The following is a 12,242-nucleotide window of genomic DNA, read 5'->3' on the forward strand; positions in this document are numbered from 1 at the left end:
GGCATCCGGTGACGATCGAGGAGTCGACGGTCTTCGGCACGGTCACCACCGCGCCGCTGGACCTGGCCGCGCACGAGGCGGCGGTCGCCGACCGGCGGGCCGGGGCGGTGGTGTCGTTCCAGGGCGTGGTCCGCGACCACGACCACGGCCGCGTGGTGCTCAGCCTGGAGTACGAGGGGCACCCGAACGCCGCCGCCGTGCTCCGGGAGGTCGCCGCCGAGATCGCCGCCGACCCCGACGTATACGCGGTCGCCGTGTCGCACCGCGTCGGCCCGCTCGCCATCGGCGACGCCGCCCTGGTGGCGGCGGTGAGCACCGCGCACCGGGCCGCCGCGTTCGCCGCCTGCGCCCGGCTCGTCGACGAGGTGAAGGCGCGGCTGCCGATCTGGAAGCGGCAGGTGTTCGCCGACGGCACCGAGGAGTGGGTCAACTGCCCCTGACGGCGTTCGCGGCGCGGCCGAACCGGTCGGCGTAGAAGGCCGGCTCGGCGCCCGGCCGCCACGGCAGCGCGGCGACCAGGACGATCAGCGCCACGGCCAGCGAGTTCTCCATCAGCGCGCCGAACAGGCCGTCCTGGTAGTGCGACACCTCGGGGAGCTGGTGCTCGTACGGCCAGATGGGCGAGATCAGGAACAGCAGGTAGAGCCCCACCGCCGCCGCGCCGTGCCGCAGGCCGGTCAGCGTCGGATACCAGATCGGCGGGCGCAGCCCGTTGACCCCGGGCAGCCCGCCGTAGGACGACGCCGGGCCGGTCCGCTGCGCCACGCCCCGGCTCGCCTCGCGGCGGCGCAGCGCGGCGTCGGCCAGCACGACGATCGCCGGGATGACCCAGACCAGGTGGTGCGACCAGGAGATCGGGCTGACCACGTTCGCGGTGAGGCCGACCAGGGTGAACGCGGTCAGCTCGTCGCCGTCGGCGCGCGCGCTGACGGCCCGGGACAGGCCGAGCGCGAGCACCAGCACCGAGAACGACAGCCAGAGCAGCCCGGGGGTCTCGATCGAGTCGTAGAGGCGGGCCAGCAGGCCGGCGAGGGACTGGTTGGGGGTCATGTCGGCCGCGCCGACCCGCTCGGTCTGCCAGAGCACGCCGCCGAAGTAGGCCCGCGACTCGGTGCCGACCAGCGCGAAGCCGGCGAGGGTCACCCCGATCGTGGTGCCGACCGCCGTGGCCGCCGCACGCCACTGCCGGGTGATCACGAGGTACACGACGAAGAGCGCCGGGGTCAGCTTGACGGCGGTGGCCAGGCCGATGCCGACCCCGGCCCACGCCCCGCTGAACACGAACCGCCGCAGCGGCCCGGCCGCGTCGTCGAACCGGGTGCCCCGCCGGGCCCGCCAGCGCAGCCCGATCAGGTCGGCCATGATCAGGGCGAACAACAGCAGGTTGACCTGCCCGTAGCCGAGGGTCTCGCGCCCCGGTTCGAGGGCGATCGCCATCGGCGTCGCGATGCCCACCGTGTACCACAACGGCCAGCCCAGCCGGTCGACGATCGGCCGCAGCAGGCCGGCCAGGACGAGGGCCAGCGCGCCGATGCTGGCCAGCGCGTTCAGCCAGCCGGCGACGTTGACGGGCACCAGCGCCATGGGGAGCATCACCAGCGCCCCGAACGGGGGGTAGGTGAAGCCGAGCGTGGTGGAGGGGGCGATGAACTCGTACAGCTCGTTGCCGTTCGCCCACCACACCACCGCGCCGTGGTAGATCTTCATGTCGAAGAAGTTGTAGGGCCGCCCGAAGGCGCCGATCGCGAGCCACGCCGCGTACGCGACGGTGGCGATCACACCGGCGCGCACCGCCGTCCTGCGGTCGATCCCACGGGTCGCGCGACGGACCGGGGCGAGGCGGTCCATCCGTCGTCCGACGGTCGCCGGCACGTCGTGGCCACCCCCATACCAAGGTCGTCCTGCCCGTCCAGGTCCAGCACGGAGCCTAGAACGGCGCCTCACGTTGATGCCTCCCGCGTTATGCGACCGTGTCCGATCCCACACTGGTTTTTTACATTTCCACCGCGTTAACGCCTACCGGGCGGTTCAGGTAATTCGTGGCGTTGGTGGGGGCGGGCCGCCGCCAGGAGGGGTCGCGCCGCAGGTCAGCCGGGCAGCCGACGGGCCGTGGCCGCCGAGCGTACGGCGATCCGGGCCTCGCGGCGGGCCGTCCGGACGGCCCGGGCCACCGACCGTCGCGAGTGGCCGATCCGGTGACCGGCCCGCCACCGCAGGCCGGGCCTGCCCTCGGTGTCGGCGGCGGCCAGCAGCAGCCCGCCGAAGAGCCCGAGGTTCTTCAGGAAGTGGACCTGGTTCTGCATGCGCTCGGCCGGGTCGGCGTTGTTCCAGAAGGGATGACCGGCGGCGGTGGTCGGGATCAGCGTGCCGGCGAGCAGCAGCGCGGCCGGGCGGGTGAGCTTCCCGGTGGCCAGCATCAGCCCGCCGACGAGCTGGGTGGCCGCGTTGGCGCGGACCAACGTCTCGGTGTCGGTGGGAATGCGGGGGGAGACCTGCTGGAGCAGCGGGGTCACCCGGTCGGTGACCGGCTTCGCCGCCGACACCAGCCGCCCCGGGTGCTGAAGGTTGCGGGCGCCGCTGACCACGAAGATGCCGCTCAACATGACGCGGGCGAGGGAACGCACGGGTGTCATGGGTCAGTCATACCCCGTCGCGGGCGTCGCCACCCCTGCAACGGCCCGATCCGATCGGCGACCGTGGACGTCGCGGCCCCGGCTGCGGCTGCGGGCCGGCGCGGCGGGCAGGACCCGTCGCGCGCTCGACGCGGCCCGGGCGCGCGACGCGGGAACGCCACGCCGATCGGGGCGACCGTCGGTGGTGGACCCGGCCCGGCGGGTAACCTCGCCCGGGTGACGACTCTGCGGCTGCGTCCCGAGGGCCCGGCGGACACCGGCCCCGTCCGGCGGGTGCTGACCGCCGCGTTCGCCCGTCCGGACGTGTCGACCCCGCCCGAGGTGGGGCTGGTCGAGGACCTGCGCGGCACCGACGCCTGGATTCCCGAGCTGGCCATGGTCGCCGAGTACGGCGGCGAGGTGGTCGGCTGCGCCCTGCTCACCCGGGTCCACGTCCGCGGCGACGGCGGGAGCGCCCCGGCGCTGGCCCTCGGCCCGGTGGCGGTCGCCCCGCACCGGCAGCGGGTCGGGCACGGCACGGCCGTGGTGCAGGCCGCCCTGGACGCCGCCACCGAGCTCGGCGAGCGACTCGTGGTGGTGCTCGGCGACCCGGCCTACTACCGGCGGTTCGGCTTCACCCGCGCCGACCGGATGGGGCTGAGCAGCCCGTGGTCCGGCCTGGGCGAGCCGTGGCAGGCGCTGGTCCTGCCCCCCAGCACCAGCGGGGACGGCCCCGCGCCCCGGGGCGAGGTGCTGTTCCCGCCACCCTGGTCGAAGGTCTGACCTCCCGGCGCTCCGACCACCCGCGCTCCGACCACCCGCGTTCTGACCGCCCGGCGCGCGCTCAGGCCGGCTGGGTGCGCAGGTAGCGGCCGAAGTGCGGGACGGTGAACGCGACCGTGCCGCGCTCCCCGGAGTAGATCAGCCCCTTCTTGATCAACGCGTCCCGCGCCGGGGAGAGGCTCGCCGGCTTGCGCCCGAGCGCCCGGGCGATCTCCGCGGTCGGCACGGCGGCGTCCATGTCGTCCCGACCGCCGACGTCCCCCTCCACCAGGGACAGGGTGGCCATCGCGCGCATGTACTCGCGCTCGGCCGGCGTGGCCCGCTCGAACCGGGAGCCGAAGAAGCCCACCGCCAGCTCGGCCTCCGCCTCGGGGGCGGCCACCCGGACGTCCGCGTCGGTGATCGGCGACCGTGGCGCGTGGTCCCAGGTGGCCTTGCCGTACGCCTGGACGAAGTACGGGTAGCCGCCCGACTTCTCGTAGAGCAGGTCGAGCGCCTTCGGCTCGTACGCGACCTCCTCGCGCTCGGCCGGCGCGCAGAGCGCCTGGTCGGCGGCGATCCGGTCGAGCCGGTCGATGCGCTGGTAGCGGAACAGCCGCTCCGAGTACGACTTGGCGGCGCTGAGCACGGCCGGCAGGTGCGGCAGGCCCGCGCCCACCACGATCAGCGGCGCGCCGAGCTGCGACAGCTCGTGGCAGGCGGCGCAGAGCGCCGAGACGTCCTCGGGGCCGAGGTCCTGCATCTCGTCGATGAAGACGGCGATGCCGGTGCCGACGTCGGCGGCCACCGCCGCGGCGTCGCTGAGCAGCTCCACCAGGTCGATCTCGATGTCGCCCGAGTCGGCCCGGCCGGTCGCGGCCGGCACGTCGATGCCCGGCTGCCAGCGGTCGCGCAGCTTCGGGACCGCGCCCGCCCGACCCGTCGGCGCGGACCGCTGGGCGAACGCCTTCAGCACCCCGAGGAACGCGTCGATCCGGTCCGGGGCCCGGTGCCGGGGGGCCAGCTCGCGCACCGCCATGTGCAGCGCGGCGGCGACCGGGCGGCGCAGCGACTGGTCGGGTCGCGCCTCGATCTTGCCGGTGCCCCAGAGGCGGGTGATCGCCTGCGAGCGCAGGGTGTTGAGCAGGACGGTCTTCCCGACGCCACGCAGGCCGGTGAGCATCAGGCTGCGCTCGGGGCGGCCCCGGGCGATGCGCTCCAGGACGACGTCGAAGACGTCCAGCTCCCGCCCCCGCCCCGCGAGCTCGGGCGGGCGCTGGCCGGCGCCCGGCGCGTACGGGTTGCGGACCGGATCCACGAATCGCACAGTATCGGGCCGTCTAGCTGCGAGGCTAGACATCCGTAGAGGACCCTACCGGCGTGTCGCCGGCCGTCGAGGCAAAACTAGGGCTGTCTAGCGTCCACGCTAGACAGCCCTAGTTTCGGGTAGCGGACGCGCTCCCTCAGCTCGTGCGTCGCTTCAGGCAGAGCACGTAGTCGAGGGCGTTGATCGGGTTGTCGCTGACGAAGTTGGCGGTCGCGTCCGGCGACGCCGTCTTGCACCGGTCGCCGTCCGTGGTGCCCGGGATGCGCAGCAGGACCTCGTACGTGTCCGGTCCGCACGGGACCTTCCGCAGGTCGGCGTTGGCGTCCGTGCCGTCGTTGACCACGCAGTCGCCCCTGGCGAAGTCCCCGTCGTCGTCCTCGGTCGGGCTCGGCTCGGCCGTGGTCGGGGCGGCCGTCGGCACGTCGCTCGACTCGCCCGTCGGCACCGCCGACGCGGTCACGGTCGGCGCCGCGGAGCCGTCGTCGTCGGCCGCCTGCCAGATCCCCCACCCGGCCAGGCCGAGACAGGGGCAGAGCAGCAGCACGACCACCAGGGCGATGATCAGGCCGATCCGGCGGCCCCGGCCCGGCGTGGGCGGGGCGACGGGCGGTGGCCCGTACCCCGGGGGTGGCGGCGGACCCCACGGCGCGGCCGGTCCCGGCTGGCCGGCGGGCGGGTAGGGCCCGGGGGGTGGGTACCCGCCCGGCTGGTTGGCGGGCGGGAAGGGACCGGGCGGCGGGTACCCGCCCGACTGGCCGGCCCCGGGCCCCGGCGGCGGGTAGCCCGGCTGCTCGGTGGGGTGGCCCGGCTGGCCCGGCGGATACGCGGCCTGGCCCGGCGGATACCCCGGCTGGTCACCGCCGGGTGGCGGGCCCCACTGCGGCAGGGTCGGGTCGACCGGCGGGCCGGCGGGCGGCCTGGCGTACGGGTCGTCGGGCGCGCCGGAGCCGGGCGGTCCGAAGGATGACATCTCTCCCCCAGGGGTGTGGCGGACGGAGGGCGCGGCACCGGACGAGCGGCGTCAGCGCAGCTTCGGCGCGGGTCAGCGGAGCTTCAGGCAGAGCACGAAGTCCAGGGTGTCCAACTGGCTGTCGAAGAAGTACCAGTTGGTGTAGCCGGCCACCTTGGCGCACTTCGCCTCGGCGTCCTTCTCCCCGCTGGTCTGCCCGTCGAACCGGCGCAACACCTCGTACGTCTTCGGGCCGCACGGGCTGATCAGCAGCTTGGGCTTGCCGCCCGACGGCCCCTCGTTGCGCACGCACTGGCCCACCTTGACGAACCGGGGATCCGCCGAGGACTCGGGCGCCGGGGCGGTGGGCGCGGTCGTCGACGCCGCCGGGGTGTCCTCCGGCGTCGGACCGGCGCTGGGCGCGACGGGACCCGCGGCGGGCGGTGGATCGTCCTGCCGCAGCAGATACCACACGGCCGCGCCACCGACGAGCGCGAACACGACCAGGGTGGCCAGCACGGCGATCAGCGGACCCCGACCGCGCTTGCGGCCCGCCTCGCCGGGGTAGGGCGGCAGCGGCTCGCCCGGATATGGCTCGCCCGGATATGGCGGCGCCCCGCCCGACCTCGGGTACGGCGCGGGGGCCTGCCGGTCGTCGACGTACCGGTCCCCGGGGTGCGCCGGGCCCGCCCCCACCGGCCGGTAGACGTCGGTGTGCCCCGGGTCGTGCGGCCCCGGCCCGCCCCACGGGCCGGGCTGCGGCTCGCGGGAGCCGCCGGCCGCGAACCGGCCGGGGTCGCCCGGCCACGGCGCCCGGTCGGCCGGTGGGGGCCCGGGCTGCGGGGAACCGTACCGCCCGGCGGGACCCGGCTCGGGCGGATACCCGGCGTACGTCGGATCGGGACCCGGCTCCGGCCGGTAACCCGGATGCTGGCCCGGCTCGGGCGGGCGGCCGCGCTGCGGGCCCGGCTCGGGCCGGTAGCCGGACTGCGGACCCCCCTGGGGCGGAAAGCCGGACCGCGGGCCGGGCTCGGGCGCATAGCCTGGGCCGGGCGAGGGCGGATAGCCGGGGGGTGGGCCCGGCTCGGGCGGATAGCCCGGCTCGGGCCGGTAGCCGCCGTGCGGGTGCGGGGCCGGGTGCGGGGCGGGCCGGTAGCCGCCCTGCTGGGCCGAGCCGGGCCGGTGGCCGCCCTGCGCCGGGTACCCCGGCTCCGGCGCGCCCGGCCGGCGCGGCGCGTCCGGATCCGCCCAGGCGTCGTCCCCCCAGGCGTCCTCCGCCCACGGCTCGGCCGGCGTGCCGTACCCGTCGTCGGGTCGTCGCCCGGGTCTCGCCCCGGTGGGACCCTCACCCGGTGGTCCGTAGTTCGACATGCACACCCTCCTACCCCGAGCGGTGAGGCCGGCCACCAACCAGGGACGCCGACGCCGTGGTCACCGTAGCGTGGCGAACCGATGACATCACCACCCCGGCGGGTTACGCCACCCCTACCGAACGTGCCGGATCCGACCGGCGCGGCCGCCGCGCCGGCGGTCCGACCGGCGCTGATCTGGGCGGCACTGGCCGTCGTCTACGTCCTCTGGGGCTCCACCTACCTGGCCATCCGGGTCGCGGTGGAGTCGCTGCCGGCCCTCGCGTCGGCCGGCCTCCGGTTCGGCGCGGCCGCCGTCGTGCTCGCCCTCGTCCTCCGGGTACGCCGGGGCGCCGGCGCCCTGCGCGTCGACCGGCGGCAGCTCGGCTCCGCCGCGCTCGTCGGCGTGCTCCTGCTGGCCGGCGGCAACGGTCTGGTGGTGCTCGCCGAGTCGGGGCCGCCCGGGACGGCGGTGCCCTCCGGCATCGCGGCGCTGCTCGTCGCCACGGTCCCGCTGCTGGTCGTCCTGCTCCGTACGCTCGGCGGCGACCGGCCCCGGGTGTGGACCTTCGCCGGGGTGACGCTGGGCTTCCTCGGCCTGGTCCTGCTCGTGCTGCCGACCGGCGGATCGGCAGCGGCACCGCTGGCCGGCGCGCTGACCGTGGTCGCGGCGGCCACCTGCTGGTCGGTCGGCTCCTTCCTGGCCGGGCGGCTACGGATGCCCACGGACCCGTTCGTCGCCACCGTCTACGAGATGGTCGCCGGTGCCGTGGCGCTGACCGTGCTCGCCGCCGCCCGGGGCGAACTGCGGGACCTCGACCCAGGGCAGGTCACCGGACGGTCCTGGCTGGCCCTCGCGTACCTGATGGTCGCCGGCTCGCTGGTCGCCTTCACCGCGTACGTCTGGCTGCTGCACCACGCGCCGATCTCGCTGGTGTCCACCTACGCGTACGTGAACCCGGTGGTCGCGGTCGCGCTCGGCGCGCTGCTGGCCGCGGAGCCGGTCACCGCGCAGGTGCTGCTCGGCGGCGCGGTGATCGTCGCCGGGGTCGCGCTCGTGGTCAGCATGGAACGCCCCGGACGGCGCACCGGGGCGGCGGCCCGACCGGCCCGGCGGTAGCGTCCGGCCGGTGCCCACCACCGGCGTGCTCGCTCTCGCCCTGACCGGAGCGGTGCTCGGGGCGTTCGTGCCGTGGCTGGCGGGGCGCTGGGCCGGCGTACCCCGGCTCGATCCTGCCCGGGCCGGTGCTGGTCGACCCGGCGCGGGCCGGCGCGGCGCGGCCCGGGGGAAGGCGGCGGTGGCCTGGGCGGCGATGGCCGCCGTGGTCTTCGGCGGGCTCGGTGCCGCGCCCGGCGTCGGCCCGGCGCTGCCGGCGTTCCTCGCGGTGGCGGCGGTCGGCCTGCTGCTCGCGGCGGTCGACCTGGCCTGCCTCCGGCTGCCGGACCCCCTGGTCGGCCTGGCGGCGCTCGGCGCGGCGGCCGGGCTGGTCGCGGCGGCGGCGGCCGACGGCCGACCGGGCCGGCTGCTCGCGTCGCTGACCGGGGCGGGGCTGTCGTTTCTCGGGTACGCGCTGCTCGCCCTCCTGCCCGGCTCGCGGCTCGGCTTCGGCGACGTGAAGCTGGCCGCCGTGCTGGGGCTGCCGCTCGGCTGGCTGGGCTGGCCGGCGCTGCTGACCGGGCTGGTCCTGCCGCACGTGCTGCACGGGCTGATCGTGCTCGGCCTGCTGGCCGCCCGCCGGATACGCCGGGACACGCTGCTGCCGCTCGGGCCGGCCCTGCTCGCCGGCGCCTGGCTGGCGACCCTCACCGCCTGAGCCGCCCGCCACCGCCCCGCCCCGCGCTGGCGGCACCTGCGCGCCGTGCCCGCGCCCACCGCGCCCACCGTGCCTGCGCCGTCGCGCCCGCGCCGCCGCCCCGCCCCACCGTGCCCGCCGCGAGAAGGGGACCCTTCTCTACCTCAGGCGTTAACAGGGGGCCCTTCCTTTCACAGCAGGCGGAGCTGGCGGTCCTTCGGACGGCGGGGCTCCGCCTCGCCGAGGCGTTCGAACAGCCCCGGGTCGATCACGTCGAGGAACGGCGTCGGCCGGCAGTCCCGCTCCGCCCCGTGCCGGGTGCGCCGGGCCGCGTGGCTGACGTAGAGCCGGTCCTGGGCCCGGGTGAGGCCGACGAAGAACAGCCGCCGCTCCTCGGCGATCGCGTCCTCGTCGGGCGTCGAGCCGGGCCAGCGCAGCGGGAGCAGTCCGTCCTCGCAGCCGACGAGGAACACGACGGGAAACTCCAGCCCCTTCGCGGCGTGCAGGGTGAGCAGGGTGACCGCCTCGGCGCGCGGGTCGAGGGCGTCGACCTCCGCGCCGGTGGCGAGCTGGGACAGGAACAGCTCCAGGTCGTCGCCGCAGCGGCGGGCCAGCGGGGTGAGCAGGTCGACGGCGGCGCGGACCTCCTCGGGGCGCACCACGCCGGAGCCGTCGAGGGTGGGCGCGGCGAACCGGTCGGCGACCACCTGCGCGGCGAGGCGTACCCGGGCGGGCAGGCCGCCGGAGCCGTCGGCGTGCCGCAGCTCGCGGGCGATCGCGGCCACCCCGGGCCGGTCGCGCAGCCGGTCGTGCGAGCGCTTCTGCACGGGCACGTTGGCGCGGGCCAGGGCGTCCACGATGGGGGCGGCCTGCGCGTCGGTGCGGTACAGCACGGCGATGTCGGAGAAGGACAGCGAGGTGGACCGGCCGTCGATGCGCCCCGAGTCCAGCGACCGGTGGGACAGGCCGCCGACGAGGTCGTCGACGGTGCGTACGACGAAGTCGGCCTCGTCGGCGACGGACGCGGCGGCGTACCGGCCGACCAGCGGGGCCTCCGGGTCGAGCCGGGCCGGGTCGAGCCGGCGGCCCCGGACCAGCGACGACGGCGCGATGGCCTGGACGGCGGTGGCGAGGATCGGCGCGGAGGAGCGGTAGTTGCGGTTGAGCCGCACCAGGCGGGCGTCGGTGAAGTCCTGCGAGAAGCGCAGGAAGTAGCCGACGTCCGCGCCCCGGAACGAGTAGATCGCCTGGTCGGGGTCACCGATCGCGCACAGGTTGCCGTCGGCGGGGCTGAGCAGCCGCAGCAGCTCGTACTGGACGGCGTCGACGTCCTGGTACTCGTCCACGAAGATCCACTGCCAGCGGTCCCGGTAGCGCTGCACCAGCTTCCGGTCCGCGCGTAGCAGCTCCACCGGCAGGGTGAGCAGGTCGTCCAGGTCGACCAGGTCCCGCTTGCGCAGCAGCGCGGTGTAGGCAGCCTGGTCCTCCCCCGCCTCCGCCTTCGCCGCCGCCCGGTCGGCGTCGTCGGCGATGCGGAAGTCGGCCGGCAGCCCGGCCGCGCCCGCGTTCTCCCGCAGGACGGTCAGGCCCAGCGAGTGGAACGTGCCGACGGTGATGTCCTCGGCGACGGGCCCGAGCAGCCCGTCGAGGCGGTGCCGCAGCTCCTCGGCGGCCCGCCGGGTGAAGGTGATCGCGAGGCAGCGCTCCGGGAACACGTTCAGCTCGGCGCACAGGTAGGCGATCCGGTGGGTCAGCGTGCGGGTCTTCCCGGTGCCCGGGCCGGCGACGATCAGCAGCGGCCCGCCCGGCGCGGACGCGGCCACCCGCTGCATCGCGTCCAGCCGGTCCAGCAGCCCCGTGCCGACCTCCTCCATGCCGGCGAGCATCGGCTCGAACGGCTCGTGCGGGGAGGGCTGCGGCGGGATCGGCGGCGGCGGGGCCGGCGGCGCGGGCTTCCGCTTCGGCTCGGCCTTCGCGGCGGCCGGGCGCTTCGCCTTCGCCGCCGGCTCCGCGGCCGGTCGCTGCGCCGGCACGGGTACGTCGAACAGCGTCTCCGCCTGCGCCCCCGCCCCCTTCCCGCCCAGCTCCGCCGGGTCGAAGAGGGTGATCACCCCGTACTCCCCGTCGTAGCCGGGCACCCGGCGCACGTCGCCCCGGCGCAGCCGGCCGATGCCCTCGGCGAGCAGCTCCCCGCCGACCCGGCCGATCTCGTCGAGCGGGGCGCGGGTCAGGATCTCCAGCTCCGGGCCGAGCGCGGCCACCAGGTCGTTGAGCTTCCCCTCGACCTTCTTGGACTTCGGGCCCACCCGGTTCAGTTCGCCGAGGATCTCGGCCAGCGGCACCAGGTGGGTGACGTCCCGGGCGTGGGCCGGCCGGTGCCCCTCGGGCCGGTCGGCCAGCTCCTCGACGCGGCTGAGCACGCCGACGGTGAGCGGCTTGCCGCACTCGGGGCAGCGCCCGCCCGCCGCCCGGGTCCGCTCCGGCGACCAGTTGACGCCGCAGAGCCGGTGCCCGTCGGCGTGGTACTTGCCCTCCTCGGGGAAGAACTCGATGGTGCCGGCGAGCCCGTCGCCGGTGCGCAGCGCCTCGCGGATCGCGAAGTAGTCGCGGCCCGTGGCGAAGACCGTCGCCTCGCGGGCCAGGGCGGGCGGCGAGTGGGCGTCCGAGTTGGACACGAGCTGGTAGCGGTCGAGGCTGCCGACCCGCCAGTTCATCTCCGGGTCCGACGACAGCCCGGTCTCCACCGCGAAGACGTGCCCGGCGAGGTCGGCGTAGCAGTCGGCGATCGCGTCGAACCCGGACTTCGAGCCCAGCGCCGAGAACCACGGCGTCCAGATGTGCGCCGGCACGAGGTAGCCGTCCGGGCTGGCCTCCAGGGTGATCTCCAGCAGGTCCCGGGAGTCGAGGCCGAGGATGGGCCGCCCGTCGGAGGCGATGTTGCCGATCCGCCCGAGGGTGGTGTTGAACCGCCCCACCGCGTCGAGGTCGGGCAGGTAGACCAGGTGGTGCACCTTGCGGGTGCGGTCGTCCCGCTTGTAGATCGTGGAGATCTCCACGCTGAGCATGAACCGGACCGGGTCCGCCTCCGCCTCGCTGGCCAGCCGGGGCGGCAGCCGGCGGGCGACGTCCCGCTCCGTCTCGGGGGAGAGCCGGTACAGGCCCGGCTCGGCCGGGTGCAGCGTCTCCCGCAGGTGGTCGTACCAGGCGGGGTGGGTGAAGTCACCGGTGCCGAGCACCCCGACGCCCTTGCGCCGGGCCCACCAGGCGAGGTTCGGGGTGGTCAGGTCGCGGCTGCACGCGCGCGAGTACTTCGAGTGGATGTGCAGGTCCGCGACGAACGGCGAGGGGCCGGCCGGGGGTACGGCGCTGAACGGGAGCACGCCGCATCCTGTCACGCCCGCCCCGACGCCCGCCCGCCGCCACGCGTACGCGTGACCTGAGCAATCCTTG

At 76.0% G+C, this 12,242-nt stretch carries 10 protein-coding genes; 4 read left to right on the forward strand and 6 right to left on the reverse strand.

Going from position 1 to position 12,242, the window contains the following annotated elements; translation table 11 throughout:
* Positions 1-8 precede the first annotated feature (8 nt).
* Complete coding sequence (locus HDA31_RS30100; protein WP_178066960.1) at positions 9-440, forward strand: molybdenum cofactor biosynthesis protein MoaE; 432 nt, start codon at positions 9-11, stop codon at positions 438-440.
* Here HDA31_RS30100 and HDA31_RS30105 read toward each other — a convergent pair.
* Both HDA31_RS30105 and HDA31_RS30110 read right to left on the reverse strand, forming a co-directional pair.
* A complete protein-coding gene (locus HDA31_RS30105; protein ID WP_178066959.1) occupies positions 427-1,872 on the reverse strand; it encodes a glycosyltransferase 87 family protein in 1,446 nt (481 codons plus the stop codon). The two genes, HDA31_RS30100 and HDA31_RS30105, sit on opposite strands and share 14 nt — an antisense overlap.
* 215 nt (positions 1,873-2,087) lie before the next feature.
* On the reverse strand, positions 2,088-2,633 hold the full coding sequence (locus tag HDA31_RS30110) for a DoxX family protein (protein WP_074478178.1): 546 nt from the start codon (positions 2,631-2,633) through the stop codon (positions 2,088-2,090).
* A gap of 216 nt (positions 2,634-2,849) precedes the next feature.
* Between HDA31_RS30110 and HDA31_RS30115 the strand changes: the two genes are divergently transcribed.
* Positions 2,850-3,395 (forward strand): GNAT family N-acetyltransferase, encoded by a 546-nt coding sequence (locus tag HDA31_RS30115; protein ID WP_074478176.1) that lies wholly within the window; start codon positions 2,850-2,852, stop codon positions 3,393-3,395.
* Between the two features lie 61 nt (positions 3,396-3,456).
* On the opposite strand, the gene HDA31_RS30120 is transcribed toward HDA31_RS30115, so the two are convergent.
* The 3 genes from HDA31_RS30120 to HDA31_RS30130 all read right to left on the reverse strand — a co-directional run bounded on the left by HDA31_RS30120 (position 3,457) and on the right by HDA31_RS30130 (position 6,226).
* Entirely contained in the window at positions 3,457-4,692 is a 1,236-nt protein-coding gene (locus tag HDA31_RS30120) for an ATP-binding protein (RefSeq protein ID WP_178066958.1), read from the reverse strand.
* 145 nt (positions 4,693-4,837) lie between these two features.
* A complete protein-coding gene (locus tag HDA31_RS33265) occupies positions 4,838-5,266 on the reverse strand; it encodes an LppU/SCO3897 family protein (protein ID WP_178067953.1) in 429 nt (142 codons plus the stop codon).
* 477 nt (positions 5,267-5,743) lie between these two features.
* On the reverse strand, positions 5,744-6,226 hold the full coding sequence (locus tag HDA31_RS30130) for an LppU/SCO3897 family protein (protein ID WP_074478305.1): 483 nt from the start codon (positions 6,224-6,226) through the stop codon (positions 5,744-5,746).
* Positions 6,227-7,144: 918 nt separating this feature from the next.
* On the opposite strand from HDA31_RS30130, the gene HDA31_RS30135 reads away from it, so the two are divergent.
* On the forward strand, positions 7,145-8,119 hold the full coding sequence (locus tag HDA31_RS30135) for an EamA family transporter (protein WP_246384235.1): 975 nt from the start codon (positions 7,145-7,147) through the stop codon (positions 8,117-8,119).
* A 10-nt stretch (positions 8,120-8,129) separates the two neighbouring features.
* A complete protein-coding gene (locus HDA31_RS33270) occupies positions 8,130-8,813 on the forward strand; it encodes a prepilin peptidase (RefSeq protein WP_281370215.1) in 684 nt (227 codons plus the stop codon).
* A 170-nt stretch (positions 8,814-8,983) separates the two neighbouring features.
* On the opposite strand, the gene HDA31_RS30145 is transcribed toward HDA31_RS33270, so the two are convergent.
* A complete protein-coding gene (locus HDA31_RS30145) occupies positions 8,984-12,172 on the reverse strand; it encodes a UvrD-helicase domain-containing protein (protein WP_178066957.1) in 3,189 nt (1,062 codons plus the stop codon).
* Positions 12,173-12,242: the final 70 nt, after the last annotated feature.

This window comes from Micromonospora carbonacea (assembly GCF_014205165.1).
GTDB classification, from domain to species: domain Bacteria; phylum Actinomycetota; class Actinomycetes; order Mycobacteriales; family Micromonosporaceae; genus Micromonospora; species Micromonospora carbonacea.

Excerpts from the sequence above, each read along its gene's own strand:
- HDA31_RS30110 (WP_074478178.1), bottom strand. The coding sequence starts at position 2,633 with ATGACACCCGTGCGTTCCCTCGCCCGCGTCATGTTGAGCGGCATCTTC.